Source organism: Pelomonas sp. BJYL3, assembly GCF_027257975.1.
Lineage (GTDB): Bacteria > Pseudomonadota > Gammaproteobacteria > Burkholderiales > Burkholderiaceae_C > Roseateles_B > Roseateles_B flavus.
The window spans coordinates 334,279-360,254 of sequence record NZ_JANZKX010000004.1; the positions used below are offsets into that span (position 1 = coordinate 334,279).

At 71.6% G+C, this 25,976-nt stretch carries 29 protein-coding genes; 10 read left to right on the top strand and 19 right to left on the bottom strand.

Features of this window, described 5'->3' with window-relative positions; translation table 11 throughout:
• Window positions 1–45: 45 nt before the first annotated feature.
• Window positions 46–984: a LysR family transcriptional regulator gene (locus O9Y01_RS15130; protein ID WP_269632438.1), complete on the top strand. Its 939-nt coding sequence runs from the start codon at window positions 46–48 to the stop codon at window positions 982–984.
• 12 nt (window positions 985–996) lie between these two features.
• Here the strand turns inward: O9Y01_RS15130 and O9Y01_RS15135 are convergent, their stop codons facing one another.
• Window positions 997–1,779 (bottom strand): substrate-binding periplasmic protein, encoded by a 783-nt coding sequence (locus O9Y01_RS15135; RefSeq protein ID WP_269632439.1) that lies wholly within the window; start codon window positions 1,777–1,779, stop codon window positions 997–999.
• Between the two features lie 193 nt (window positions 1,780–1,972).
• Here O9Y01_RS15135 and moaA point away from each other — a divergent pair, with 193 nt between their 5' ends.
• The 3 genes from moaA to mobA all read left to right on the top strand — a co-directional run bounded on the left by moaA (window position 1,973) and on the right by mobA (window position 4,289).
• Entirely contained in the window at window positions 1,973–3,109 is a 1,137-nt protein-coding gene (moaA, locus tag O9Y01_RS15140; protein WP_269632440.1) for a GTP 3',8-cyclase MoaA, read from the top strand.
• Window positions 3,110–3,301: 192 nt separating this feature from the next.
• Complete coding sequence (locus tag O9Y01_RS15145; protein ID WP_269632441.1) at window positions 3,302–3,655, top strand: hypothetical protein; 354 nt, start codon at window positions 3,302–3,304, stop codon at window positions 3,653–3,655.
• On the top strand, window positions 3,648–4,289 hold the full coding sequence (mobA, locus tag O9Y01_RS15150) for a molybdenum cofactor guanylyltransferase MobA (protein WP_269632442.1): 642 nt from the start codon (window positions 3,648–3,650) through the stop codon (window positions 4,287–4,289). Before O9Y01_RS15145 ends, mobA begins: the two co-directional genes overlap by 8 nt.
• Window positions 4,290–4,581: 292 nt before the next feature.
• Here the strand turns inward: mobA and O9Y01_RS15155 are convergent, their stop codons facing one another.
• Window positions 4,582–6,360 (bottom strand): PKD domain-containing protein, encoded by a 1,779-nt coding sequence (locus tag O9Y01_RS15155; protein ID WP_269632443.1) that lies wholly within the window; start codon window positions 6,358–6,360, stop codon window positions 4,582–4,584.
• A gap of 206 nt (window positions 6,361–6,566) precedes the next feature.
• On the opposite strand from O9Y01_RS15155, the gene O9Y01_RS15160 reads away from it, so the two are divergent.
• From O9Y01_RS15160 to O9Y01_RS15175, 4 genes are all read left to right on the top strand, one after another.
• Window positions 6,567–7,160: a GNAT family N-acetyltransferase gene (locus O9Y01_RS15160; protein WP_269632444.1), complete on the top strand. Its 594-nt coding sequence runs from the start codon at window positions 6,567–6,569 to the stop codon at window positions 7,158–7,160.
• A 155-nt stretch (window positions 7,161–7,315) separates the two neighbouring features.
• Entirely contained in the window at window positions 7,316–9,319 is a 2,004-nt protein-coding gene (locus tag O9Y01_RS15165; RefSeq protein WP_269632445.1) for an OPT family oligopeptide transporter, read from the top strand.
• A gap of 153 nt (window positions 9,320–9,472) precedes the next feature.
• A complete protein-coding gene (locus O9Y01_RS15170; protein ID WP_269632446.1) occupies window positions 9,473–10,885 on the top strand; it encodes a PASTA domain-containing protein in 1,413 nt (470 codons plus the stop codon).
• The gene (locus tag O9Y01_RS15175; protein ID WP_269632447.1) at window positions 10,882–11,481 is read left to right on the top strand and encodes a hypothetical protein; all 600 of its coding nucleotides are present in this window, start codon (window positions 10,882–10,884) and stop codon (window positions 11,479–11,481) included. The genes O9Y01_RS15170 and O9Y01_RS15175 overlap by 4 nt, the downstream gene beginning before the upstream one ends.
• A gap of 73 nt (window positions 11,482–11,554) precedes the next feature.
• Here the strand turns inward: O9Y01_RS15175 and O9Y01_RS15180 are convergent, their stop codons facing one another.
• The 8 genes from O9Y01_RS15180 to bufA2 all read right to left on the bottom strand — a co-directional run bounded on the left by O9Y01_RS15180 (window position 11,555) and on the right by bufA2 (window position 16,888).
• Window positions 11,555–11,968, bottom strand: coding sequence for a VOC family protein (locus tag O9Y01_RS15180; RefSeq protein ID WP_269632448.1), 414 nt, complete (start codon window positions 11,966–11,968; stop codon window positions 11,555–11,557).
• Window positions 11,969–12,255: 287 nt separating this feature from the next.
• Window positions 12,256–12,936, bottom strand: a complete 681-nt coding sequence (lepB, locus tag O9Y01_RS15185) for a signal peptidase I (RefSeq protein ID WP_269632449.1) — start codon at window positions 12,934–12,936, stop codon at window positions 12,256–12,258.
• 73 nt (window positions 12,937–13,009) lie between these two features.
• The gene (locus tag O9Y01_RS15190) at window positions 13,010–13,492 is read right to left on the bottom strand and encodes a hypothetical protein (RefSeq protein ID WP_269632450.1); all 483 of its coding nucleotides are present in this window, start codon (window positions 13,490–13,492) and stop codon (window positions 13,010–13,012) included.
• A gap of 54 nt (window positions 13,493–13,546) precedes the next feature.
• Window positions 13,547–14,296 (bottom strand): YceI family protein, encoded by a 750-nt coding sequence (locus O9Y01_RS15195; protein ID WP_269632451.1) that lies wholly within the window; start codon window positions 14,294–14,296, stop codon window positions 13,547–13,549.
• On the bottom strand, window positions 14,293–14,826 hold the full coding sequence (locus tag O9Y01_RS15200; protein ID WP_269632452.1) for a peroxiredoxin: 534 nt from the start codon (window positions 14,824–14,826) through the stop codon (window positions 14,293–14,295). Before O9Y01_RS15200 ends, O9Y01_RS15195 begins: the two co-directional genes overlap by 4 nt.
• 77 nt (window positions 14,827–14,903) lie before the next feature.
• Window positions 14,904–15,701, bottom strand: a complete 798-nt coding sequence (locus O9Y01_RS15205; RefSeq protein WP_269632453.1) for an HvfC/BufC N-terminal domain-containing protein — start codon at window positions 15,699–15,701, stop codon at window positions 14,904–14,906.
• Window positions 15,698–16,549 carry an MNIO family bufferin maturase gene (bufB, locus tag O9Y01_RS15210; protein ID WP_269632454.1) on the bottom strand — a complete coding sequence of 284 codons (852 nt, stop codon included), beginning with the start codon at window positions 16,547–16,549 and terminating at the stop codon, window positions 15,698–15,700. The genes O9Y01_RS15205 and bufB overlap by 4 nt, the downstream gene beginning before the upstream one ends.
• 78 nt (window positions 16,550–16,627) lie before the next feature.
• Window positions 16,628–16,888: a BufA2 family periplasmic bufferin-type metallophore gene (gene bufA2, locus O9Y01_RS15215; RefSeq protein ID WP_269632455.1), complete on the bottom strand. Its 261-nt coding sequence runs from the start codon at window positions 16,886–16,888 to the stop codon at window positions 16,628–16,630.
• Between the two features lie 218 nt (window positions 16,889–17,106).
• Here bufA2 and O9Y01_RS15220 point away from each other — a divergent pair, with 218 nt between their 5' ends.
• Window positions 17,107–18,030 (top strand): N-acetylmuramic acid 6-phosphate etherase, encoded by a 924-nt coding sequence (locus tag O9Y01_RS15220; protein ID WP_269632456.1) that lies wholly within the window; start codon window positions 17,107–17,109, stop codon window positions 18,028–18,030.
• A gap of 9 nt (window positions 18,031–18,039) precedes the next feature.
• On the opposite strand, the gene O9Y01_RS15225 is transcribed toward O9Y01_RS15220, so the two are convergent.
• From O9Y01_RS15225 to O9Y01_RS15265, 9 genes are all read right to left on the bottom strand, one after another.
• Window positions 18,040–18,237, bottom strand: coding sequence for a PEP-CTERM sorting domain-containing protein (locus O9Y01_RS15225; protein WP_269632457.1), 198 nt, complete (start codon window positions 18,235–18,237; stop codon window positions 18,040–18,042).
• Window positions 18,238–18,264: 27 nt separating this feature from the next.
• Window positions 18,265–19,461, bottom strand: a complete 1,197-nt coding sequence (locus tag O9Y01_RS15230; protein WP_269632458.1) for an esterase-like activity of phytase family protein — start codon at window positions 19,459–19,461, stop codon at window positions 18,265–18,267.
• A 121-nt stretch (window positions 19,462–19,582) separates the two neighbouring features.
• A complete protein-coding gene (locus tag O9Y01_RS15235; RefSeq protein ID WP_269632459.1) occupies window positions 19,583–20,248 on the bottom strand; it encodes a DUF4197 domain-containing protein in 666 nt (221 codons plus the stop codon).
• A 64-nt stretch (window positions 20,249–20,312) separates the two neighbouring features.
• A complete protein-coding gene (locus O9Y01_RS15240; RefSeq protein ID WP_269632460.1) occupies window positions 20,313–20,681 on the bottom strand; it encodes a DUF5329 domain-containing protein in 369 nt (122 codons plus the stop codon).
• Between the two features lie 30 nt (window positions 20,682–20,711).
• Window positions 20,712–21,128, bottom strand: a complete 417-nt coding sequence (yidD, locus tag O9Y01_RS15245) for a membrane protein insertion efficiency factor YidD (protein ID WP_269632462.1) — start codon at window positions 21,126–21,128, stop codon at window positions 20,712–20,714.
• A 4-nt stretch (window positions 21,129–21,132) separates the two neighbouring features.
• Window positions 21,133–21,642, bottom strand: coding sequence for a GNAT family N-acetyltransferase (locus O9Y01_RS15250; protein ID WP_269632463.1), 510 nt, complete (start codon window positions 21,640–21,642; stop codon window positions 21,133–21,135).
• Between the two features lie 10 nt (window positions 21,643–21,652).
• Window positions 21,653–22,282, bottom strand: coding sequence for a LysE family translocator (locus tag O9Y01_RS15255; RefSeq protein ID WP_269632464.1), 630 nt, complete (start codon window positions 22,280–22,282; stop codon window positions 21,653–21,655).
• A gap of 12 nt (window positions 22,283–22,294) precedes the next feature.
• Window positions 22,295–22,804 (bottom strand): GNAT family N-acetyltransferase, encoded by a 510-nt coding sequence (locus O9Y01_RS15260; RefSeq protein ID WP_269632465.1) that lies wholly within the window; start codon window positions 22,802–22,804, stop codon window positions 22,295–22,297.
• Between the two features lie 105 nt (window positions 22,805–22,909).
• On the bottom strand, window positions 22,910–25,000 hold the full coding sequence (locus O9Y01_RS15265) for a M13 family metallopeptidase (protein WP_269632466.1): 2,091 nt from the start codon (window positions 24,998–25,000) through the stop codon (window positions 22,910–22,912).
• A gap of 125 nt (window positions 25,001–25,125) precedes the next feature.
• On the opposite strand from O9Y01_RS15265, the gene O9Y01_RS15270 reads away from it, so the two are divergent.
• Entirely contained in the window at window positions 25,126–25,974 is an 849-nt protein-coding gene (locus tag O9Y01_RS15270; RefSeq protein ID WP_269632467.1) for an N-acetylmuramoyl-L-alanine amidase, read from the top strand.
• The last annotated feature ends 2 nt before the right edge of the window (window positions 25,975–25,976 follow it).

The window sequence follows — 25,976 nt, forward strand, 5'->3', positions numbered from 1 at the left end:
ATTGAACATAAAGTCGAGGAAATTGAACGGACTGTTCTTCGAGTCATGAACAAAGAAGGGGATCTGGACCTCGCCTCGCTGCGCGTCTTCGTGCGTGTGGCCGAGCTGGCGCATTTCAGCCGGGCCGCGGAAGGCCTGGGCCTGCCCAAGGCGCGGGTGAGCCAGGTGGTCGGCGAGCTGGAGGCGCGCCTGGGCACGCGGCTGCTGCAGCGCACCACGCGCCGGGTCAGCCTCACGCCGGACGGCAGCCTGCTGCTGGAGCGCGCCCGCGCCCTGCTGGACGAGGCGGCCGACATCGGCACGCTCTTCCAGCAGGAGGGCGAGCTCGGCGGCCGCCTGCGCGTGGACCTGCCGGTGCGCCTGGCCCTGCAGGCGGTCCTCCCCGCCCTGCCCGCCTTCCTGGACGCCCACCCCGGCCTGCAGCTGGAGCTCAGCTGCACGGACCGCCGGGTCGACCTGATCGAGGAAGGGGTGGACGCCGTGCTGCGCGTCGGTCCCGTGCATGACACCAGCCTGGTGGCGCGGCCGCTGGGCCAGCTGCCCATGGTCAATGTGGCCAGCCCGGCCTACCTGGACCGCCACGGCCGGCCGCGCTCGCCCGAGGAGCTGCAGCAGCAGGGGCATGTGCTGGTGCACTACAGCCAGACCTTTGCCGAGCGCGAGGCCGTCTTCGAATGGCTGGACGCGGCCGGCGCGCCGCGGCGCCTGCCGCTGCCCTGGCGGGTGTCCGTGAACAACACCGATGCCTTCGAGGCCGCGGCCCTGGCCGGCGCCGGCATCGTGCAGCTGCCCTTCACCGGCGTGCGCGAGGCCCTGGCCCAGGGTCGGCTGGAACGCCTGCTGCCTGGCTGCGAGGCGCCGCCCCTGCCCATCACCCTGCTGCGCAGCGCGCGCCGGCACACGCCCCGGCGGGTGCGGGTGTTCATGGACTGGCTGGCCCAGGCCCTGGACCGAGCCCTGGCGGACGCCCGCCTCACGCCCTGAGCCCGCCGCGCCTCAGACGCCGTACTGCCGCCGCAGCGCGTCCACCCGCCCCTGGCGGCGCAGCTGCTCCAGGGCCTCCTGCAGCTGCTGGGCCAGCGCCCGGGCGGCGGGCACCACGCCGAACCAGTAGGCGCCCTCGCCGTCCAGCTCCTGGACGGGCCGCAGGAGGTCGCTGGGCAGGCCCAGCTGGCGGGCGGCCCAGGCCGCGGCCAGCTCATTCATGGCCAGGTACTCGGCGCGCCCGGCCACCAGCATGCGCAGAGCCGTCGTGTAGTTGGCCGACACCTGCAGCTGGGCCGGCGGCACATGGAAGTCCTCCAGCAGCTTGCGGTGCGTGGCCGTGCCCTTGTTGACCACCACCTGGGCCTTGCCCAGGCGCGACCAGCCCTGGAACTCCAGCTCGTTGCGCTGGGCCAGGCGGTAGAGCATCACCCTGCGCCGCAGCACGGGGCCGATCCACAGGTACATCTCCTCGCGCTCGGGCAGGCGCACCAGGGGGAAGGCCACCATGCCCGGCCCCAGCATGGCCGACTGCTGCAGGCGCAGGAAGGGCTGGATCTCGACCGAGGCCGGCAGGCCCAGCTGGGCGGACATCTCCCGGAAGAGATCGGCGAAGAGGCCCTGGACCCGTCCGCCCTCCTCGAAGCTCAAGGGCGGCAGCGGGTTCGCGTAGCCCTGCAGCTGGTCCAGGCCCAGGGGTGAGGTCGCGGCCCAGGCCGGCGCCGCCAGTGTGCCCGCTGCCAGCAGGGCCTGGAGGCACTGGCGGCGGGACGATGACGGGTCGTGCGCGCTCATGGCCCCATGATCGGGCCCTGGCCGACGCAAAGCTGACGGGCCGGGCCAAGCCCAGGCATTCCGTGATTTGTCACCGTCGCCACTGTCGCCCGCCAGCGGATTCACGGACTCTTGAGGGGCCGGGTCTTGACCTCGCTCAAGCCCGATGCCCTTGCAGCGGCGACCGCCGCAAGCGCGCGGCACAATGGGCGCCATGTCCGAACGCGTGATCCCCCTGCTGGACCAGCGCCAGCGCTCCCCGGTGCCGCCCCGGCCGGCCGGGATCGCCCTGCCCGAGCCGGGCACCGCCCTGCTGGACGCCCGCGGGCGCCCCTTGCGCGACCTGCGCATCTCGGTGACGGACCGCTGCAACTTCCGCTGCAGCTACTGCATGCCCAAGGAGGTCTTCGACCACTACCACCCCTTCCTCTCGCACGGGGAGTTGCTGAGCTTCGAGGAGATCACCCGGCTGGCCGGCGTCTTCGTGAAGCTGGGGGTGCAGAAGCTGCGGCTGACCGGGGGCGAGCCCCTGCTGCGCAAGCACGTGGAACGCCTGGTCGAGCTGCTGGCGCCGCTGCGCACGCCGCAGGGTCGGCCCCTGGACCTGACGCTGACGACCAACGGCTCCCTGCTGGCCCGCAAGGCCCGGGCGCTGAAGGACGCCGGCCTGCAGCGCGTCACGGTGAGCCTGGATGCGCTGGATGACACCATCTTCCAGCGCATGAACGATGTCGGCTTCCCGGTCGGCGAGGTGCTGGCGGGCATCGAGGCCGCGCAGGCGGTGGGCCTCGGGCCCATCAAGGTGAACATGGTGGTCAAGCGCGGCACCAACGAGGACCAGATCATCCCGCTGGCCCGGCACTTCAAGGGCACGGGCGTGGTCCTGCGCTTCATCGAGTACATGGACGTGGGCGCCAGCAATGGCTGGCGCATGGACGAGGTCCTGCCCTCGGCCCAGGTGCTGGCGCGGCTGCGCGAGCACTGGGAAATGCAGCCGCTCTCGGCCAGTGCGCCGGGCGAGACCGCCGAGCGCTGGGGCTATGCCGATGGCTCGGGCGAGATCGGCCTGATCTCCAGCGTCACCCAGGCCTTCTGCGGAGACTGCAACCGGGCGCGCCTGTCCACCGAGGGCCAGCTCTACACCTGCCTCTTCGCCAGCGGCGGCCACGACCTGCGCGCCCTGCTGCGCGGCGAGCGCGGCCATGCCGCCCTGGACGACGAGGCCCTGGCCGCCACCCTGGCCGCCCTGTGGAACCGCCGGGCGGACCGCTATTCCGAGCTGCGCTCCGAGCTGGCGGCCGAGCCGGGGAGCGGGCAGCGGCGGATCGAGATGCACTACATCGGAGGCTGATGGGCTCCCCCCCTACCGGCTTCGCCGGCCCCCTCAGGGGGCACGGCCGTAGGACCGGCGAAGCCGGATCCTCGGCCGTCGTGCCTGAGGGCCTGCTGGCGCGGCCCGATGGTGGGGCGAACGCTGCCGGGCAAGCGGCCCGGGCGAGTCGATTGCCTGAGTGAGTCCCCTCTGACTGACCGCGAGACCGCCATGTCGCCCTCACCTCCCGAGCATTTCCAGGAAGCCCTCACGGGCTGGTTCACGCGGCCGGTGCGGCGGCGGGCGGCGCTGTTGACGGCGCTGAGCTTCGTGGTGCCCTGGCTGCTGGGGGCCTGGATCAAGCTGGGGCAGCAGCCGGGCCTGCACAACGACGCCGAACGCCAGCAGCTGCTGGTGGACTACATGGTGATGGGGGCCATCCTCTTCTGCCTCAGCATGGTGCTGACCTGGCTGATCGGGACCTGGATCCTGGCGGTCATGAAGGGCCGGCAGGTGCTGGGCGACGACTTCCCGCAAGAGACGCACCGCCCCAGTCCGGCGGACGACCGGGTGCGCCGTGGCTGAACGGGGCCCCGGCCCGGCGCAGATCACCGGCCTCATCCTGGCCGGCGGCGAAGGCCGGCGCATGGGCGGGCAGGACAAGGGCCTGCTCCTGCTCAACGATCGCCCGCTGGCGGCCCACGCCCTGCAGCGGCTGGCGCCGCAGGTGAGCCAGGTGCTGATCAGCGCCAACCGCCATGCCGAGGCCTATGCCGCCCTGGGCGTGCCGGTGCTGGCGGACAGCCTGCCCGGCTTCCTGGGCCCGCTGGCCGGCCTGCTGACCGGGCTTCAGTCCTGCCCGACCGACTGGCTGCTCAGCGTGCCCTGCGACAGCCCGGCCCTGGTCCCGGACCTGGCGGCACGCCTGTCGGAGGCGCTCCACGGCCAGCCGCAGGCGCGCGTCGCGCTGGTCGAGGGGCCGGACGAGGAGCGTGGCGGCCATCGCCTGCACCCGGCCTTCGCCCTGCTGCACCGCTCCCTGGCCGCACCGCTGGCCAAAGCCCTGGCGGACGGCGAGCGGCGCCTGGGCCAGTGGCTCTCGAGCCAGCCGCATGTGCGCGTACGCTTCGACCGGCCCGGCGACGCCCTGATGCTGGCCAACGCCAACACCCCCGAGGCCCTGGCCCTGCTGGCCGGGCGCTGGGCGCAGCCGTCCTGACCGCAGACCGAGGCGGGCCCCCTGCCCCGGCGGGGATCGGCCGCCTCGCTGCCTCACCATCGCTCCACCACCGTCCCACCAAAGTCCCACCAGCGCGCCCCCGCCACGTCTCCGCCACGGTCTGGCAAGCCGGCCGGACGCGGTCGGTGACGCCGGCCCGGGCAGCGCGGGCGTGGGGGTCAGGTCTTGCCGACCCGGGCCACACCCCCCGATCAGCCGTGGCGCTCCAGCGAGGACAGGCCCCGCGGGGCCTGTCCGGGGGCCGCACGAAGCGGCCGTCTTCAGCGCGGGCTTACTTGAGACTCAGCGTCACACCCGAGAAGCTGGCGTAGGCGTACAGGCCCACGTACACCACGTCCCCTGCCGCCACGGCCAGGGTGCAGGTCTCGGTGTTGCTGCTGCTCCAGGAGCGGCAGCCGTAGCTGCTGGTGGTGGGGGCCGCGCCCTTGCGCAGGTAGAGGTCGGCATCGCCGCTGCCGCCGCTGCTGGCGAAGGTGACGCTGCTGACACCGGCCGGCACGGTGTAGGTGTAGCTCAGCCAGTTGCCCTTGGTGGCGGCGAGGTTGGTCTTGGGGAAGCCGCTGCCCGTGCCGCTCACGGTGACGGTGGCGGACTTGCTGTTGCTGGCGCCCTTGTCGTCGGTGACGGTCAGGCCGACCGTGTAGCTGCCCGAGCCGCCATAGGTGTGGGCGGGCTGCAGACCGGTGCCGCTGCTGCCATCACCGAAGGTCCAGGCATAGCTGACGATGCTGCCGTCCGGGTCGCTGGAGCCTGCGCCCGAGAAGGTGCAGGTCAGCCCCGTGCAGCTGCTGGTGAAGCTGGCCACGGGCGGCGTGTTGGTGCCGGTGCCGGTGTCGCCGTCGGGCACCTGGTTGTTGAAGTGCGTGGCCACCTGGGGCCAGATCTTGCTGAGCTTCACGCCCTGGTTGGTGCAGCCGCCGAAGTGGTGCAGGGCCAGGGCCTTGTGGCTGGCACCGGCGATCACGGGCGAGCCCGAGGAGCCGCCTTCGGTGTCGCAGTAGTAGGCCACGTCGGTGCCCGTGCCGTTGCCATTGGCGTTGGCATTGTTGATCTTGCAGTTGCCGCCGCCGTCCTGGTCGCTGGTGAGGGCCAGCTGCTTGGGGTTGCCGCCGCCATGCTGGGCGATGTAGATGGTCTCGTTCAGGATGGGCTCATGCACGTCCAGGCCCAGGTAGCCGAAGCCGGCCACGTTGGCGAAGTTGTTGATCGTGAACAGCGTGTAGTCCAGCGTGCTGTCGGTCTTGAGCAGGGTGCCGCCGGTCACCTTGGTCACGGCGGCGAGGGTGCTGCCGCCGCAGCTGGTCTTCTGGTAGTTGAACCAGACCTCGGTATTGGTCAGCGTGGACTGGTCGGCGAAGCAGTGGTTGTTGGTGAACATGCGGTTGTCCGGGCCCACGCGCCAGCCCGTGCACAGGCTGCTGCCCGCCATCAGCAGGCGCGCCACCGGCCGGGTGCGGTCCACCTGGGTGGGGTTGCTGCTGGCGAAGCAGACTGGGTCGCGGCGCTCGTCCGTGCCGCACACGGACAGCGTGGTGCGTTCCGCAGCCGCGACCTGGCCCGCATGGAACTGGTCGATGCGCAGGGCATGCGAGGGCCCCCAGGCCACGCCCGGCGGCAGCACCAGGGTCACGGAGGCGCTGTCACCGAAGACCGAGAGCGCGGCAAAGCGCGTGATCCCGTCCTCGCCTTGGCTGCGGTCGAAGGTGCGGTTGGCCTGCGGCTCTGCCTCGTAGCGATGCACCTCGCGGCCGTCCGCCGAGGCGACGAGCACATAGGCCCCCGCAGGCAGGCGGAACTCGGCGAAGTGCACCTTGACGAAGTCGGCGCCCGCGGCCTGCACCTGCTGGCTGAGGCGGCGCTCGGTGCTGCCCAGGGCCTGGCGCGGGTCGACGCTGAAGCGCAGGTCGGCGGCCACCGGGCGCGCCACGGTGAGGGGCCGGGGGTGGGTGTCGGTGGCCTGTGCCAGGCCCGCGAGCGGCAGGGCGGCGCCCAGAAGGCAGGCGCCCAGATGTCTGGAGAAAGGTCGAGCGAATGGACGGGTCAGAGTCATGGCTTCCTCGATGCAAGGACGTTGGGGAACGCGGCCCACGCCAGACGGCAAACCGCCGCGGTGCTCCCGGCACTGCGGAGCCCGCGGCGCCCCGGGTCAGGGCAGAGCCCCCTGGCGACGCCGCCGCGCCATGATGGCAAAGGACGTTCCGTCGCCAAGCTGCAAGGCCTGACAGGCCCGCACCGCGCATGACCTATGCTTGTCCCATGTCCACGTTTCCTGCCGCCCCGCGCTCCCGCATTGCCCAGGACCTGCCGCCCGGGCTGGAGATCCGCCTGATGCGCGAAGCCGACCTCAAGACCTACAAGGCCCTGCGCGACGCCATGCTGGCCCGTCACGAGGAGGCCTTCACCTCGGACGCCGCCGCCGAGCGCGGCCGTGACGCCGAGAGCTACCGCAGCCGCCTCAGCGGCGCCGGCCACTGCCTCTTCACCTTGCTGGCCTGGGACGGCCCGCAGCTGCTGGGCGCACTCTCCGCCGAGCGCGACAGCCGCGCCAAGATCCGCCACATCGCCCATATCGTCGGGATGATGGTGGACGAGGCCGCCCAGGGCCGCGGTCTGGGGCGCGCCCTCATGCAGGCGGCCCTGGCCCTGCTGGCCCAGGACGAGGCCCTGCAGCTGGTGACCCTCAGCGTGACCCGCAGCAACCGGCCCGCGCGCCGGCTCTATGAGCGCTGCGGCTTCGCCCGCTACGGCCGGCTGGAGGGCGCCATCGTGCTGCCTGACGGGCGCGTGCTGGACAAGGACCTGATGGTGCACCGCCTGCGCCCCGGGGCCCCGCCCGCACCGGGCGCCTGAGCAAGACCTGGCCCCCGGGCCGGTCCGGCCGGCCGGGGCGGCAGCCGCCCACCCCGTAGTCGACCCGATCCCGGCCGCGCCCACTCGCGCGATGATGCCGGCTTCCGGAGCCTGCCCACCGGGCGGGCCCGCCACGCCAACAAGGAAGCCGTGCCATGAGCTCGCCTCAGACACCCACGTCCCACCCCCCTGTCGCCCTGGGAAGCGAACTGACCCTGCGCGGCATCGTGCTGGGCATCCTCATCACCCTGGTCTTCACCGCGGCCAACGTCTACTTCGGCCTCAAGGCCGGCCTGACCTTCGCGACCTCCATCCCGGCCGCCGTGATCTCCATGGCCCTGCTGCGGCGCTTCGCGGGGAACTCCATCGGCGAGACCAACATCGTGCAGACCATCGCCTCCTCGGCGGGCACGCTGTCTTCAATCATCTTCGTGCTGCCCGGGCTGGTGATGATCGGCTGGTGGACGGGCTTCCCCTACTGGGTGTCCGTCACCATCTGCGCGCTGGGCGGCGTGCTGGGCGTGATGTACTCCATCCCCCTGCGCCGCGCCCTCGTCACCAACTCACCCCTGCCCTACCCCGAGGGCGTGGCCTGCGCCGAGGTGCTCAAGGTCGGCCATGCCGACGGCGAGGCCGCCGGTGAGAGCAGCCGCCAGGGCCTGCGCGCCATCGTGATGGGCTCCCTGGTCTCGGCGGGCTTCGCGGTGGTGATCGCCACCAAGATCTTCATCGACAAGATCGCCGACTTCTTCCGCGTCTCCAGCCACTCCAACAGCGCCAGCGGCTACGACTTCAATCTCAGCTTCGCGCTGCTGGCCGTGGGCCACCTGGTGGGCCTGTGGGTGGGCCTGGCCATCCTGGTCGGGGCGCTGATCGCCTGGGGCGGCGCCGTGCCCTACCTCAGCGGCCTGGTGGAAGGCTCCGGCCCGATCCAGGACATCGCACGCACCGTGTGGAGCAAGCAGGTGCGCTTCCTCGGCGCGGGCGCCATCGGCGTGGCCGCCCTGTGGACCCTGGTCAAGCTGGCCCGTCCGGTCTTCGACGGCCTGCATGGCGCGCTGATGGCCAACAAGGTCCGCAAGGCCGGCCAGGGCGCCAGCCTGCCGCGCACCGAGCGCGACATCCCCATCGGGACGGTGGGCCTGATCACCGCGGCCTGCCTGCTGCCCATCGGCTTCATGCTGTCGCACTTCATCGGCGGCGCCGGCCTGGGTGACCACATGGCCCTGCTGGTCGTGGGCGGCCTGGTCTACATCGTGCTGATGAGCTTCTTCGTGGCTGCCGTGTGCGGCTACATGGCCGGCCTGATCGGCTCGTCCAACAGCCCGCTGTCGGGCGTGGGCATCCTGGTGGTGCTGGGCATCGCCCTGCTGCTGGCCTTTGTCGTCAAGCCGCTGCTGCCGGCCACCGCCGGCCAGGCCCTGGTGGCCTTTGCCCTCTTCGTGACGGCCGTGGTCTTCGCCGTGGCCACCATCTCCAACGACAACCTGCAGGACCTGAAGACTGGCCAGCTGGTGGACGCCACGCCCTGGCGCCAGCAGGTGGCCCTGATCATCGGCGTGCTGGCCGGCGCGGTGGTGATCCCGCCGGTGCTGGACCTGCTGAACAAGGCCTACGGCTTCGCCGGCGCGCCCGGCGCGAACCCGGCCACGGCCCTCGCCGCACCGCAGGCCGCGCTGATCTCGGCGCTGGCCAAGGGCGTGATCCAGGGTGACCTGAACTGGAACCTGATCGGCATCGGTGCTCTGATCGGTGTCACCGCCATCGTGGTGGACGAGTTCCTGAAGCGCTCCAGCCGCGGCAAGGTCTACCTGCCGCCCCTGGCCATCGGCCTGGGCATCTACCTGCCGCTCAACAGCACGCTGATGATCGTGGTGGGCGCCGTCGCCGGCTGGTACTTCGACCGCCGTGCCGAGCGCAGTGCAAAGCCCGAGGCCACCAAGCAGCTGGGCGTGCTGCTGGCCTCCGGCATGATCGTGGGCGAGAGCCTGATCGGCGTGATCCTGGCCGCCATCGTCGTCTTCTCCGGCCAGGGCGAGCCTCTGGCCCTGGTGGGCGACAGCTTCCACACCGCCAGCAAGTGGCTGGGCGGCCTGGCCTTCGCGGGCCTGGGTCTGCTGCTGTACCGCCGGCTGCTGGGCATGAACGCCAAGGCCTGAAGCGGCCTGGGCTGAAGACAAGGGCGCCCCGCGGGGCGCCCTTTTTGTTGCCTGGCCCCGAGCGCCTGCGCCGCGAACCCTCCGACGGGTCGGCCCAAGCTAGGGATTGACCCCCCTGCCCCTGCCGCCAGACTGCCCCCGGGGAGGCATCGAATGGACATTCGAGTTCCAACGCGCAGCGGGGCCGTCGTCCTCGTCGGCCTGCTGATGGCGGCCGTGTCCGTGGCGCTGGCGCAGACGGCGCCGCTGACGCAGAAGGCGCAGCTGGCGCCCAAGGCTGCGCTGGCGCAGACGGACCCCTGCCGGGGCCAGACCGGCCGCCTGGCGCAGCGCCTCATCGAGAGCGGCCGCTGCGTCCAGGTGCCGGCCGTGCTGGGCCAGACCTCCGACGACGCCCTGCGCCAGCTGGCGCAGTACGGCCTGCGCATGAGCTCCGCCGCGCGCACCTCGGACGACACGCCCGGCCTCATCATCGACCAGGAGCCCCGGGCCGGCGCCGCGGTGATGCGGGGAAGCACGGTGAAGGTCACGCTGCCCTATGCGCCGCCGCTCGTGCTGCCCGAGCTCGTCGGCACCGGCCTTGACGAGGCGAGGCGCCGGCTGCCCAAGGGCCTGGGGCTCAACGCGACACCCCAGGCCAGCGTGCGACCCCGGGACGAGGTGCTCAGCCAGCAACCGGCGGCCGGCACGCAGGTCCGGCGCGGCAGCGTCGTGGAGCTGCGGGTGTCCGACGGCTCGCTCGTGGAGGTGCCCGGCGTCGTGAGCCTGCCGCTGGCGGCGGCGCGCCGGGCGCTGGTCGAGGCGGGCCTGGAGGGGCAGGTCCAGCAGGTCGATGACGAGCCCTCGGACGCCCCGATCGGCCAGGTGACGGGCCAGGAGCCGGCGCCCGGCAGCGTCGTGAAGCGCGACAGCGCGGTGACGCTGCGGGCCTCGGCGGGCCTGGAGGTGCCGGACGTCGTGGGCCGCCCCCTGGCCGAGGCCCAGGCCGCCCTGCAGCGCTTCAGCCTCGGCACCACCGAGGCCGACAGCCCGCTGCCGGCCGGGCAGGTGCTGGAGCAGACCCCGCCCGCCCATGCCCGCGTCGCGGCCGGCAGCGCCGTGCGGCTGCGCCTCTCCAACGGGTCCGTCGTCACCGTCCCCACCCTGCAGGGCCTCAGCCGTGACGAGGCCGGCGCCCTGCTGCAGGCTGGCGGCCTCCAGCCGGCCATCGCAACAGGCCCCGACTGGGCGCTCGCCCGGGTCGACACCAGCGCGCCGGCCGCCGGCACCGCGGTGAAGCGCGGCAGCACGGTGCTGCTCACGCTGGTCCTGCCCGCGTGGATCTGGGCCGCGGGCGGCCTCGTCGCCGCCGCCACGGTGGCCGCGGCATGGCGGGGACTGCGGTCCCGGCCTGATCCCGACCCTGCGCCCGCTGCCGGGGACGTCCAGCTGTCCGCCAGCATCCACTTCAACACCCGGCCCCTGACGGCGCAGGCCAGCGGCCCCGAGGCCCCCACCCTCGGGCTGCGCGCCTCATTGCTGCGCGGGCCGGTCCAGGTCCATGAGCACCAGGAGACATCGCCATGAGCAGCGTCACCCTGCACCAGCTGTTCCAGTTCACGCAGGCCCTCGTGGAGCAAGGCGCGGAGGCCCGGGACCGGGAGGCTGCCGAGGCGGCGAAGCCGGGCAAGCCGGGAGATGACGGCCAGGCTCGCGAGGCCGGACCCAGCCTGAGCGGCTTCGTGGCGGCCAAGGCGGCCGAGCGGCTCAACGAGGCGCTGGACACCGACCTGTTCGAGATCCTGGCCGAGGCCTGGCTGAAGTTCCGGGAGGTCCTGGAATGCGCGGACCCGGCCCGTCATCCACCGGGCCAGGATGCGATCGTGACGCTGCATGAGGTCGAGATCACCTCGACCAACACCCCCCTGCTGCATCTCACGGCCGGCGGCGTTCCCTTGCCGGACCTGCGCTTCACCCTGGAGCTGACGGCGCGTTTCAAGTCTCTGCAGCTGGTGGTCCGCGATGCCCGCATCCGCGCGCTGCGTCCCGGCCTGATGTCCGCGCATGCCAAGCTCAAGTACGGCAGCTTCAAGCTGGGCGAGCAGCCCACGCCGGAGTGGCAGGTGCCGGGCGAGATCTCCTGCGGGGAGGGCATCCCGATACCGCGCCCCCGGCCGGCCTGAGGGCGCCAGCCACGGGGGGCGTCTGCCGCGCGGTCTGACGCCCTGGCTCATCGGCTGAGCCAGGGCCGCCGGTTCACTGGCCGGCGCCGGGCATCGCGGCCGGGTCCATCCAGAGCGCGGCCCACATGTGGCCGTCCGGGTCGGCCAGGTCGCGGGTGTACATGAAGCCGTGGTCCTCCATCGGGTTCACGTCGGCCGTGCCGCCGTGGGCCGCGGCCGCCTCGTTCATGGCGTCGACCGCCGCCCGGCTCTCCAGGGCCAGCGAGAGCATGTGGTCGGCGCAGCCGGGCGGCGGGAAGGGCCGCTGGGTGAAGGTGCGCCACTTGGCATGGCCGACCAGCATGACGCTGACGGCCTCGTTCCAGACCATGCAGGACCCGCTGTCGTCGCTCATCTGCGGATTGCGGGTGAAGCCCAGGGCTTCGTAGAAGGTGGTCGAGGCCGCGACATTGCTGACGGGCAGGCTGATGAAAAGGGTTTTGGGCATGGGAGCTCCTTGATGTAGTCCGGGAGAAGGCCCCACCAGGGTGGAGCTTCAGGCGTACGACGATCAAGGACCCGTGGATTCGACACAGGGGCGCCGCCCAGTGACAGGGTAGCCGGATCAGGCCCAGCGCGCTACGGATCCTGCGGTCGGCTGGGCGCAACCCTGCCTTGAGGCCCAGGTCAAGAATGCATGAGGTCCAGTCCGCGGACTACAGACGTCCGCAGTAGGCACATCACCGGCGGCGCGATGTGCAGCATCGACCGTCCGAGCTTGCTGCGCAGCAGCCCTCACCTCAGCGCCATCCCGAACCGATCAAATCGCGGTGCCCAGAAGCCCTCGATGTCGGCCGAGGCCAGGATGTGGTGCGCCCGTCCGATCACCGCCTGGCGGGGCACGAGGCCGATGTAGCGGGAGTCGGCGCTGTTGTCGCGGTTGTCGCCCAGCACCAGCAGCTGGTCCGGCGGCACGGTCAAGGGCGCGAAGCTGGAGCGGGCATGGACGCCATCCAGCCACTGCACCTGCCGCCGCTGGCCGCCCACATGCTCCTGCACGCGGCGCGCCGGCCACTCGCCCAGGCCGGCCACGGGCTCGCGGACGGCGGTCTCGTCCTCGTAGCGGGCGGCCTCGCCGTTGATGTAGAGCCGCTCGTCGCGCATCTCGACCTGGTCCCCGCCCACGGCCACCACGCGCTTGATCAGGCGGGTGCCATCCTTGGGGGAGCTGAAGGTGATGATGTCGCCGCGCTGCACCTCGCCCAGCCGGGCGATGACGACCTCACTCAGCGGCAGCTTGAAGTCGTAGGCCAGGCGGTTGACCAGCACCACGTCGCCCTCCAGCAGATTGGGGCGCATGGAGCCGGTCGGGATGGGGTTCCAGTCCGCGATGGCCGTGCGGAAGAAGCCGAAGCACAGCAGGAAAACCAGGAAGCCGCGGTTCTCACGGAGCCATTGTTTCGCGGGCATCTTCATGGGTGTCTCCTCACAAGGGAGCGCCAGCATCGCGCGCCGCGCTTAGCAAGGACTTAAGCGGCCCGAACCGCGCTCAGTGGCGCCAGCTCGCCCGTGCCGGACGTGGCAGGGCCCGCGCGAGCGGATGCTCGGCACCGGCGGCATCGACCACGGCCTGGTGCAGGCCCTCCAGGTCCGCCAGCATCAGCGGCAGCCAGAAGCTGCGCCGCTCCCCGTCCACATGGATCTTCAGGTGCGCGAGCAGCAGCAGCCTGGCCGGCTCGACCGCACGGATGGCCGGCCACGGCAAGGTCTGCCAGCGGCCCCGGATGTCGAAGGTATGCAGACCTTGCGGACCAACCCGGAAGCGGAAGGCGTGCACCGGCCCGCACATGATCAGGGCCAGCATCAGACCCATGGCCACATGCAGGAGCAGGTCGGGGCGCCGGATGGGGGCGCCCGTCCAGGCCGACTTCAGCACCAGCACGGCACCGATGCCGGCCATGCACAGCGACAGCTGGCCCCGCCACATCGGCCAGAAGGCATAGCGGAAGCTGCGGTAGTGGGTAGGCGTCATGAGCTGGCTTGGCAGGCGGCCCGGGAAGCGTCCCCGGGGCGGGGCGCCATTCTGTCAGCGCGGGCGCAGAGCGAGATCCAGGTTGACCCCAATGCCGTCCTGCACCGCCAGCATCCCGCCCAGCAGGCTCAGCGGCCGGATGCCGAAATCCGTCAGCCGCAAGGCCATCTGGCCCTGCACGCGCAAGACCTGACCCCCGGACCCTGACGAGGGTTCCAGGCTCAGCGCCAGCGGCAGGCGCCAGCGCTGCTGCCGGCCGTGCCAGTCAAGCTCGATCTCGGCCAGCACCGTCGCCCCCTCGCCCAGCAGCTCGACCGACTGCACGCGCAGCCAGGGGAAGCGCGCGGCCTCCAGCATCGATTCGCCCAGCAGATTGGCGCGCGTCGCGGCGATGGCCTCGGCGCCGGGCACCGAGGCGAAGCCCGGGCCCAGGCGGGCACGCTGCGCCGGCTCGTCGAGCTGCAGCTCGTCCAGGCGCAGGGCCAGGGCGAAGCGGGAGCGCGCCAGCTGCGCGGCGTTCAGCTGCAGGGGGTCCTGCGCCTGCGCAGGCAGCTGCAGCCAGCCCTGCAGGCGTGGCGCGGTCAGCACATGGTTGTGGCCCAGGCCTGCCAGCGCGCCCTGGCGGAAGGCCAGGACCTGCAACTGGGAGCGGGCCGGGTCGAGGCGCCACAGCTGGCCCTCGCCCGGCTCGGGCAGGGGCCCCTCGGCGCGAGCCTCGGGAAGAGCCGCCGGCCCCGGCGCGGCGCAGGCCGACAGCAGCAGCACCGCGGCGCCACCCAGCAGGGCGCGCCGCCGCGCACTCACCGGCCGGCCTTCCAGGCTTCGGCGGCCTTCATCATGGCCTCGACATGCCCGTCGGCGCTCATCCTGGCGTGCACCGCGGCAATGCGGCCCGGCGGCACGATGAAGTAGGAGATGCGGTCGGCCGTGTCCGCCATCATCAGCAGCTTGGCGTCATAGGCCTTCATGACCTTGGCCCCCGCATCCGCCGCGACGGCGAACTGCTTGCGGCAGGCCTCCACGCTGAAGCGCTTGAGCGTGGCGATGTCATCGTTGGAGATGCCGATCACCGTGACCCCCAGCGCCTGGAACCTGGGCGTGGCCTCGGCGAACTGGTGCGCCTCGACCGTGCAGCCGCTGGTGAAGGCCTTGGGATAGAAGTACAGGACCACCGGCCCCTTCTTCAGGGCCTCGGCCAGCTGGAAGCGGTAGGGCTCGCCGGCCAGGGCGGCATCGGCGCTGAAGTCCGGGGCGGCGTCACCGGGCTTGAGGGCGGCTTGGGCGGAGCCGGCAGCCAGCAGGGCCGACATCAGGAGAAGAGCGGGAGCGCGCATGGCTGTCCTTGGATAACGTCAGAGAACGCATCATGCCGCCGCGGCAAACCCTGTGCCAGGGCTCGGCTATTGGGCGATCACGCCCGCGCGCGCAGCCAGCCCTCCTGCACCCATTGCTGCAGGCAGGCCACCAGCCGCGCGGGGGCCTCGGCCTCGCCCCACTGCGCGACGGCGATCTCGCCGAGGCGGGTCCAGTCGACGCCCTCGAACACGGCCGCGACCAGGGCGCCCTCCCCAGGCTCCAGCGAGCGCCAGCGCGTCTCCAGCTGCGGGCGCCAGGCCAGCAGGCGATGGGCCAGGGGCTCGGGCGCGGGCAGCTCGGGCTCTTCCTCGACCTCGCCAGCGTCGAGCTGCTGCGCATGGCGCGCGAGCGCGGCCCAGGCGGGCTCGACGGCCCAGTCCAACAACAGGCAGCGGGCGCTGGCGCGGGGCTGCAGGCGCAGCGTCGGCCAGGCCTCGGGGGCCAGCTGCTGTAGGGACTCGATCGGCAGCGCTTCGTCGTCCGCCGCATCGAAGACGCCGCGCAGGGCCCAGTCCATGCGGGCGACGTCGATGAAGGCGGGGTGGGCCACCTCGGCCTCCGAGGCCATGAAGTCCGCCAGGCCGTCGCCGTACCAGCGGATGGAGGCGAAGCGGGAGGGGTGGGCCTTGAGGTAGGCGGCGGCCAGGGCGTCGAAGTCCTCGTCGCCCATGACCTGGGCCAGCACGGGGTAGTTGTCGCGCAGGGCCTCGAGCAGCCGCGCCCGGTAGGCATGACGGTAGACGGCCAGGCCGCGGTGCGAGGCTTCATCCAGCAGGCCGCCGGGATCGCCGGGCGCCTCGCCCATCAGCAGCGCCTGCAGGTGGCGCTGGCTCGCGAGCAGGGCCGCGCTCATGCGGCCTCCCGCCAGCCCGCCAGCACGCGGCGGGACAGCTGCCGCGCCAGGTCCAGCTCCTGCAGCAGCTCGGGCAGGGGCGGGATGTGGTCGTCGCGCTCGATCATGGTGGGCACGGGGCCCAGGCGCTGCAGCGTGTAGGCATAGAGCTGCCAGACGGCGTCACAGACGGGGTGGTCGTGGGTGTCGATCAGCAGCTCGCCCTGGTCCTCGTGGCCCGCAAGGTGGATCTGGCGCACGCGCTCGGGCGGCATGGCGTCGATGAAGACGCGCGGGTCGAAACCGTGGTTGCGGCTGGAGACGTAGACGTTGTTGACGTCCAGCAGCAGCTGCGCGCCGCTGCGCTTGAGGAGTTCGGCGATGAAGTCGGCCTCGCCCATCTCGTCCTGGGCATAGCGCACATAGCTGGAGACGTTCTCCAGCACCAGCGGGCGGCCCAGCAGCTCCTGGACTTCGGCGATGCGCGGCAGCAGGTGGCGCAGCGTGGCCTCGGTGTAGGGCAGGGGCAGCAGGTCGTGCAGGTGGCGGTGGTCCACACCGCCCCAGCAGAGGTGGTCGGACACCCAGCCCGGCTCGAGACGCTCGGCCAGGGCGCGCAGCTCGCGCAGGTAGGCGCGGTCCAGCGGGTCGCTGCTGCCGATGGACAGGGACACGCCGTGCATCACCACGGGATAGTCGCGGCGCAGGCGTTCCAGGTGGTGCAGGGGCTTGCCGCCGGGCACCAGGTAGTTCTCGGAGATGATCTCCAGCCACTGCGGGCGCAAGGTCGGGTCCAGGGGCTCGGCGAGCGCCTGGTAGTGCTCGACGCGCAGTCCCAGGCCGAAGCCTTCGATGGGGCGTGCATGCATGGGGATGCTCGTTCAGCAGGGTCGGCCGCCACCGATGACAGCGGGCGGCGCACCGACCCCGGGGAGGGCGGGAAGGGCTTACTTCTGGACGGTGCCGCCAGCCTTCTTGCACTCGGCTTCGGACTTCTTGACCCAGCCCTGGCCCTTGCAGCTGTTGTGGCCCTTGCACTCGTTCTTGGCCGTCTTGCACTCGGACGTGCCCTTGCAGCTGTTGACGCCCGAGCACTTCACCATGCCGTCGTCAGCCGGCGTGGCGGCCTGGGCGGGCAGGGTGGCAGCGGCGAACAGGGCGGCGGCGGCAGCGGCGACGGACAGGCCGGTCTTGAGGCTTTGTTGCATGTGATTCTCCTGAGTTTGCTCTGTTGAGATGGGTAGGAGACCCGGCGCGGCGGCCGGGGCCGTTCGCGTTGGATCTGCGGGTCTGTCGCGCACGGCATCGGGAACTTACACTGCCGCCATCAAAAAAGATGTAACAAGACAGCCCCGCTGCGACCAGGCGCGGCAGGCGCGGCAGGGCCCAGACGCCCTAAAGTAGCGGCACGCTGCCGGAGAACGCGATGCTGAAGACCGAAAGCCCGCCGCCCCAGGGCCCCGCGCTGGACCAGTGCCCGACCCCGCAGCTGCTGACCTGGCTCGTCGATGACCAGCAGCAGGCCCTGGCCGCCGTGCAGGCCGCCCGGCCGCAGCTGCTGGCCGCGGTGGAGGCCGCCCTGCCCCGCCTGCGCCGCGGCGGTCGCCTGGTCTACGTGGGCGCCGGCACCTCGGGCCGCCTGGGTGTGCTGGATGGCGTGGAGCTGACGCCCACCTTCAGCTGGCCGCGCGAACGGGCCCTGGGCCTGATGGCGGGCGGCCCGGCCGCCATGTTCGAGGCCCAGGAAGGCGCCGAGGACGACGCAGACGCCGGCCGGCGCGAGCTGCAGGCCCTCGGCCTCACGGCGGACGACGTGGTGATCGCCCTCGCCGCCTCGGGCGGCACGCCCTATGTGCTGGGTGCCGTGGCCGCGGCGCGCGAGGCCGGCGCGCTGAGCCTGGGCCTGGCCAACAACGCCGGCACGCCCCTGCTGGCGCAGGCGGACATCGGCATCCTGCTGGACACCGGCCCCGAACTGATCGCCGGCAGCACGCGGCTCAAGGCGGGCACCGCCCAGAAGATTGCGCTGAACACGCTCTCCAGCGCCCTGATGGTGGGCCTGCACCGCGTGCACGGCTGCTGGATGGTGGACATGCGGGCCAGCAACGCCAAGCTGCGCCGCCGCGCCCAGACGCTGGCCGAGCGAGTGGGCCGGGCCACGCCGGAGGCGGCGCAGGCGGCGCTGCAGGCCTGCGACGGCGAGCTCAAGCCGGCCCTGCTGATGCTGCGCGCCGGGCTGGACGCCTCCGCAGCGCGCGCCCTGCTGCAGCGCTGCGAGGGGCATCTGCGCCTCGCGCTGTCGATGTCAGGCCTCCAGGACGATGAGACGGTCCCGCTTGGCAAGACCTGACCCCACCGATCAGCGCCGCGAGCGCCGCACTGCGCCGCCCATCAGCAGCAGTGCGCTCAGTGCCATCGCCAGCGAGGCGGGCTCCGGCACGGCCTTCAGCGCCTGGGGCACATAGACCGAGCCGGCGAGGTCCGCATCGCTGATGCCGAAGACGTAGAAGTTGTTGGGGCCGGCCGTCTGGGGCAGGAAGTCGTTGTCATTGGCCACCCACAGCGTGTGCAGCAGCTGGCCCTTCTAGACCACGTCCTCGCCCCAGCTGAGGCCCTCGATCTTGGCGGGCACGCTCTCGGCGCTGATGCCGACGCCGGCGCCTATCAGGGTCGAGGCCACATCCAGGAACAGGCTCTTCTTGACGGCGAAGCTGCGCAGGTCGCCCTTCTTGCCGCTGATGTCGGCAGCGCCCTTGAGGTCGATCTTGAACAGCTTCTTGGTCTTGGCCGCCGAGCCGTCACCCAGGCCGGCGCCGTCACGCTCGTCCAGGATGAACTCATGGTCGTTGAGGGCCAGGATCTCGCTGACGCCGCTGCCCTCGGTCAGCTGGTAGGCGTACTCGTGCGTGGCGCCGCTGGCCACGTCGATGGTGACGATGCGGATGACCTTGTTGCCGTCCTGCAGCAGCGGGGCCTGCATCACGCCGACCAGGGTCTTGCCGTCGGGCGTCAGGGCCAGGCCCTCCATGCCCTTGTTGGCCACGCGGCCGCTGCTGTTGACGGGCTTGTCCTCGGCCGCCGTGGTGGTGCCCAGCACCTTCACGCCCAGCTCGGCCGGCAGGGCATAGCTGCGGATGCGCTGGCCCGTGGCGCGGTCGAACTGGTAGACATAGGGCCCGTATTCATCGCTGATGAAGACGCTTTTGCCGTCATTGGAGACGCGCGCGCCTTCGGGGTCCAGGCGGGCGTTGTCCGGGCTCAGCGAAGACCTGGCCGGGTCGAAGCCGTCGGAGCGGCCCGTGAAGTACTGGCGCGTGGCGGTGTTCTGCGCCGGGGCACCACTGGGCAGGCCGAAGGCCGCGCCCGAGCCGTAGGCCAGCGGCGTGGGGCTGGACAGCAGCGTGGTGGCTTGCAGGGTAGGCGTGAGCGTGAAGGGCAGCGCGCCGCTGGCGGCCAGCTTCAGGTCCATCTGCACGGTGTGGAAGCGGCTGATGTAGGAGGCCGTGTTGTCCACCGCCGGGTTGTAGACCGTGGCGTTGGGGCCGCGGTCCGGCAGGGCGATGAAGGTGTTGCCGCCCGCCCAGGCCAGGGCCGAGCCCATGCCGCCCAGCAGGTCGGCGGGCAGACCGTTCTCCAGGGTGCCGGCCAGGCCGGACTTGTCATGCAGGCCCGTGAGCGAGCCGATGGCCAGCAGCGGCGCGGCCTGCGCTGCAGCGGGCAGGGCCAGGCCGAGGCACAGGGCCAGGGTGCGTGGGAAGGGGATGGGCAGGGGACGGGACATGGCGGGACTCCAGGCAGGACCAGCCCGGCATCTTTGTGAAGCCCGGTGACAGCGCCGTGAAGCGCCCGGCCCGGCAGCCCCCATGTTCACGGGACAGGGTCAACCCGCCCCGCACGGCCGCTCAGCCCCCGAAGACCTTCTTCAGCAGCGCCGAGCCCGTGCCCACCGGGTCGCGGCGGATCTGCTTCTCTTCCTCGCCGATCATGAAGAAGAGCCCGTCCAGCGCGCGGCGGGTGACGTAGCCCTGGATGTTGGCGTCGTCCTGCTTCACCAGGCCCAGGCCCGCGGCCTTGCCGGCCACGGCGTTGTACTTGTCGGCCAGGGCCTGCTTCTCGGTCGCGCGGGTCACGATGGGCAGGAAGCGCTCGGTGAGGGGCGCGCGGGTCTTGGTGGCGAAGAACTGGGTGACGGAGTCGTCCCCGCCCTTCACGATCTTCAGGGCGTCTTCCACGCTCATGTTCTTCGCGGCATTGACCAGCAGCACGCGCGCCTCGGGCACGGCAGCCTCGGCGGCACGGTTCATGGCGGTGAGCAGCTCGTCGAGCTTGTGGCCCTGGCCGGTGGCCTTGAGCAGGCGGGCCGCGCCCTTGAGCGAATCCGGCAGCTCGATGCGCACGCGGTCATCCCCCAGGAAGCCGTCCCGGCGGCCCAGCTGGGCCACGGCCGCCTGCGCGCCGCGTTCCAGGGCCGCGCGGATGCCGCTGGCGGCCTCGCTCTCCCCCAGGGCCCAGGCGGGCAGCGAAAGCCCCAGGGGCGTGGCGATCAACAGGGTGCGGCGGTTCAGCATGGGGCGACTCCTTCGGTGCAGGCGCCCATGCTACTGCGGCCGGGAGCGCCCTGCACGCGGGGGGTCAGGTCTTGCCACCGCGCAGCTTGAGCAGCTCCTGCGTCAGCCAGTCCTTGCTCTGGACCGGCGCGGCCGCGGCGCAGCGCACGAGGTAGGGCTTGCCGCTCATGCTGCTGGTGCTGGCGGCCTGCTGGATGAAGTCCTCGCTGCGCCGGGGTGCGCTGTCGTGCGATTCCAGGTAGTCCAGCTTCTTGAGCAGATGGCTGCGCGCCTCGGTGCCGCTGTACCAGCTGCCGTTGCGGTTGAACTCGCAGCCGGAGTCCTGCAGGCGCTGCAGCAGGCCCTGGATCTCGGTGCGCACGGCCGGCGCGGTAGGTGCGGCCTGGGCGGCGCCCAGGCTCATCAGGAGGAGCAGGGTGGAGAGGAGCTTCATGGCGCCATCATCGCGCAAGCTGCGGCCGCTTCAGCTGAAGCGGCCGCGAAAGGTCTTGCGGCGCTGCTCGCGGCGGGACTTGCGCTCGAAGACATCGCAGGCGTCGCAGCAGTCGCAGGCATCGCCCAGGTCGCAGACGTCGCCCACATCACAAGCGCTGCAGCCGTCCGCCCCGGGCAGGTCGCAGCCGCCGCAGTCGCAGTCCCCACGCTGCAGGGCCGGGGGACGGCGCGGCGGATGCGCCTGCGCATGCACCGCCGCGCAGCGCGCCAGACGTTCGCGAAGCAGCCACAGGCCCGTCCAGCTGCCTTTCCAGCGGATGGCGCGCAGGCCCAGGCCCGAGCAGCCCGCGCCGCCGCAATGCAGGCGGTAGGCGCAGCCATAGCCCTTGCGGGGCGAGAGATGGCGCTGGTAGAGCCGGATCAGGGCCAGCAGCAGCGTGCGCATGCGCTCAGGCGGCCAGCGTGCCCAGCCGCTTGCTCATCACCACGCTGCGGTAGACCTTGCCGGGCCACTGCACATGGCTGACGGGCTCGTAGCCGAGACCCTGGTACAGAGAGACGAGGTGCGTGGCCGGCTCGGCCGTGTCCAGTGCCAGCTCGCCGAAGCCCTGGCCGCGGGCCCAGTCCTCGCCCGCCTGCATGAGCGCACGCCCGATGCCATGCCCTTGCAGGCCCGGCTCCACCGCGAACTGGTGCAGGGCGGCCACGCCGGGGCGGGTGAAGTAGGCGCAGTCGTTCTGCGCATAGGTGGGCTGCAGCAGCACGGTGCCGGCCAGCTGCCCCTCCCAGAAGGCCAGCAGGCAATGGCCGCCGGCCACGCGGCGGGCGGTGGTGGCCTCGTCCTGGTCGACCGCGGTGTAGTTCAGGCCCAGGGCCGCCAGGCGGGCATAGGCGCGGTGCAGCAGCGCGGTCAGGGCGCTCAGGGAGTCCTCGGGCTGGAGCGGGCGGATCTGCAGCATGGGCGTGGGTTCAGCGTTGCACGGTGGCCAGGCGCAGCGCCAGGCCGGCGAAGACGAGGGCGGCGCAGCGGTTGAGCCCGCGCTGCAGGCCCGGCGAACGGCGCAGGCGCTCGCCCAGCAGGCCGGCCGCAAAGGCGATGCTGCCGAAGGTGATCAGGGTCGCGAGGATGAACACGGCGCCCAGCACCCCCAGCTGCAGCGCCACGGGGCCGCGGTCTGCGGCCACGAACTGCGGCAGCAGGGCGAAGAAGAAGAGCAGCACCTTGGGGTTGCTGAGGTTCATCACGATGCCGCGCCGGTACAGGGCCGACAGCGGCTGGGCCGGGGCCTGCGCGCTGCCCGGCAGCGAGGCGGCGGGTGCGCGCCAGGCGCCCCAGGCCAGGTAGAGCAGGTAGGCCGCGCCGGCCGCCTTCATCAGCGTGAAGGCCAGGGGCGAGGCGGCCAGCAGCGCCGCCAGGCCCAGGGCCACGGCCGCGGTGTGCACCACGATGCCCGTGCACAGGCCCAGCACCACGACAAGCCCGGCACGCCGGCCCTGGGTGGCGGACTGCATCAGCACGAAGAGGTTGTCGGGCCCGGGGGTGAAGCCCAGCACGAGGGCGGTTGCCAGGAAGGCCAGCAGGGTGTCGAGGGAAGGCATGGGCGGCGGCGTTCAGCGCGAAAGGCCGGCATCATCGCACCCCGCCTCGCCGGCCGGGCCTGCATGACGCATGGGCAGGAAGGCCAGGCCATGCTGCCGCTGCACCGGCCCTTCGGCGACGAAGCCGAAGCGCTCGTAGACCGCCACGGCCGGCAGCGCGGCGTTGACGGTGAAGCCACCGCGGTGCCCGGCCTCGGCCGCGCCAGCCTGCATGGCCCGCCACAAGCGGCGCGCCAGGCCCTGGCCCTGCCAGGCCGGCGCCACGAAGAGGTGGAAGAGATGGCTGGTGTCGCGGCTGGCGATGAAGCCGGCGAGCGTGCCGCCGGTGGCCTCCAGCACCCAGAAGCGGTAGCGCGCATCGGCCAGGTAGCCCGCCTCGGCGGAGGCGGACACCGAGGCCAGGAAGGGCTCGGTGCCCGCGCCGTCGGGCGACAGGAAGAAGGCCGGCGCGAGTTCGACGATGAGGGCGCTGATCGCCGCCCCATCGCCCGCCCGGCCCTCGCGGAGCTGCAGCGTGTTCATGGGCCCAGCTTGCCAGACTCCGGCGGCACGCCCGCATGCCGGGGGTCACGTCTTGCCAAAAAAAGAGGGCCGCCGCAGCAGCCCCCCGCTCACTTCAGGTCCGGCTTACCAGACCTTGCAGCGCTCCGCGGCCGGCTTGACCATGGCCTGGCCCGGCTTGCAGGCGAAGGCCTTCTCGAACTCGGGCATATTCACCGCCACGCCGTTGATGCGGTAGCGGCCCGGCGAGTGCGGGTCCGTGGCGGCATGCACGCGGGCGGCCTCCGGCCGGGTGTCGCTGCAGTCCCACTGGGCGAAGCCCACGAAGAAGCGCTGCTCCGGCGTCAGGCCGTCCACCGTGGGCAGCTGCTTGCCGGCGATCTGGGTCTGCCAGGCAGCCCAGGCCAGGACCAGGCCGCCGAGGTCGGCCAGGTCTTCGCCCAGGGTCAGCTTGCTGTTGATCCGGATGTCGTCGATCACCTTGTACTGGGCGTACTGCTTGGAGACGCAGGCCGCGCGCTGCTCGAAGGCCTTGGCGTCCTTCTTGGTCCACCAGTCCTTCAGATTGCCCTTGGCGTCGAACTGGCGGCCTTCGTCGTCGAAGCCGTGCACCAGCTCGTGACCGATGGTGCCGCCGGTGTTGCCGTAGTTGGGCGCATCGTCCAGCTTCGCGTCGTACAGCGGGGGCTGCAGCACGCCGGCGGGGAAGTTGATGTCGTTCATCTGGGCGTTGTAGTAGGCGTTGACCGTCTGCGGCGTCATGCCCCATTCGCCGCGGTCCAGGGGCTGGCCGATCTTGCCCAGGTCACGGCGGCGCTCGAAGGCCTGGCCGCGCATCACATTGCCCACGAAGTCCTCGCGCAGCACGGCAAAGCGGCTGTAGTCACGCCACTGGTCTGGGTAGCCGACCTTGTTGACGATGCTGTGCAGCTTCTCGAGCGCGCGCTTCTTGGTGTCATCGCTCATCCAGGGCAGGGCCTGGATGGACTTGCCCATCTCGACCTCGATCTGCTCGGTCATGCGGATGGTGGCGGCCTTCAGCTCCGGGCTGAAGTTGCGGGCCACGAACTCCTGGCCCAGGGCCTCGCCCAGCTGCCCGTCGACCAGGGTCACGCACTTCTTCCAGCGCGCCTGCTGCTTGGGCACGCCGTGCAGGGTCTTGCTGAAGAACTCGAAGTGCTCGTTGACGAAGTCCGGGCCCAGGTAGGGCGCCATGCTGCTGGCCAGCTGCCAGCGCAGCATCGTGCGGAGGTCGGCCACGGGCAGGCGCTTCCACTGCTGACCCAGGGCCTTGTAGAACGCGGGCTCGGTGACATTGAACTCCTGCTGCGGGGTCAGGTCTTGCGCGCTCTGGTAGGCGGGGAAGTCGAAGTCCGGGATCAGGGCCTGCAGCTGCTTGGCCGTGTAGCGGTGGAAGCTCTTGTAGGGGTCGCGCTTGTCGACCACGCTCAGCGAGGCCTTGGCCAGCGCGGTCTCCACGCTCAGCACCAGGCGTGCATTGGCCGCGGCCTGCGGCTTGGCATCGCCCATCAGCTCGAAGATGCGGGCCACATGGGCCTGGAACTTGGCGCGCAGCTCGCGGCTCTTGGCATCGGTCTTGAGGTAGTAGTCGCGCTCCGGCAGGCTCAGGCCGCCCGTGGCCGCGAAGGCGATCTGGCGGGTGCTGTCCGCGAAGTCCTGGCCTGAGCCGAAGCTGAAGAAGATCCGGTTGTTGTGGGTGTTCTGGTGCAGGGCCGCCAGCACGAAGGGCAGCTCGGACTTGTCCTTCATACCCTCGATGCGGCTCATCAGCGGCTTGAGCGCGGCCAGGCCGTTCTTCGCGACGGCGGCCTCGTCCATGCAGGCGGCGAAGTAGTCACCGATCTTCGCCTGCGAAGCGCTGCGGGTCTCGCCGGCCGCCGCGGGCTGGGCCAGCTTCTCCAGGATGCCCCAGAGGTAGCGCTGGTTGTCATTGGCCGCCTTGGCGTAGACGGACCACCGGGCCTGGTCGTCCGGGATGGGGTTGTTCTTGTTCCAGCCGCCGCAGGCGTACTGGTAGAGGTCTTCGCAGGGGTCTGCCGTGCGGTCCATGGCCGAGAGGTCCAGGCTGGGCGTGTAGGGCAGGCTCTGCAGCGGCTGTTCGGCGGGCTTGGCTTCCTGCGCCTGGGCGAGGCTGGCCAGGACGAGTGCGGTGCCCAGGGCGCTGAGGCGCCAGGCGGTCTTGCGGGCAGTCTTCATGGTGGGGCAAGGGTGTCTTCGTGAAGGCCCGCATTGTGGCGCCAGGACCCGCTCCCTGCCGCTCGTCAGGCCCCTCGGCGGGATCGGGCCTTTCCCCAATGCACAAGCTGCAACAATGCGGGCCGATGAGTGCCGTTCGCTTCACCCGCTCCCTGCCCCTGCTGGCCAGCCTGCTGCTGGCCGCCTGCGCCACCGGCCCGCGCGGCCTGCAGATCGACGACAGCTTTTCGTCCTTCAACCAGGACAGCCGCGCCCAGCTGCTGGTGCTGCATTACACCGTCGGCAACTTCGAGAGTTCGCTGAAGACGCTCACCCAGCCCAATCCCGGTGGTGGCGAGGTCTCGGCCCACTACCTGGTGCGCGACGAGCCCGTGCGCATCTACCGCCTGGTGGACGAGTCCCGCCGCGCCTGGCATGCCGGCGTGAGCCGCTGGAAGAGCTGGGGCAACCTCAACGCGGCCTCCATCGGCATCGAGATCGTCAACCCCGGCCGCGTGGACACCCCCGACGGCCCGCGCTACGCACCCTTCCCCCAGGCCCAGATCGACGAGGTGATCCGGCTGTGCCAGGACATCGTCGCCCGCCACCGCATCCGCCCGGACCGCATCCTGGGCCACAGCGACGTGCAACCGCTCAGCAAGCAGGACCCCGGCCCCGCCTTCCCCTGGAAGCAGCTGTGGGCGGCCGGCCTCATTCCCTGGCCCGACGAGGCCCTGGCGGAGAGCCTGCGCCCCTTCTATGAGCAGGGGCTGCCCGACGCCGCCTGGTTCCAGCAGAAGCTGGCCCAGCACGGGTTCGGCCTGACGCAGAGCGGCCTCTGGGACACCGAGACCCGCAAGGTGCTGGCCGCCTTCCAGATGAAATACCGCCCCGCCCGCTACGACGGCGAGGCCGACGCCGAGACCGCCGCCCTGCTGGACGTGATCACCCGCCGCGAGGGATTTCGCATGAAGGACGGCAGCCTGCCGCGCTGACA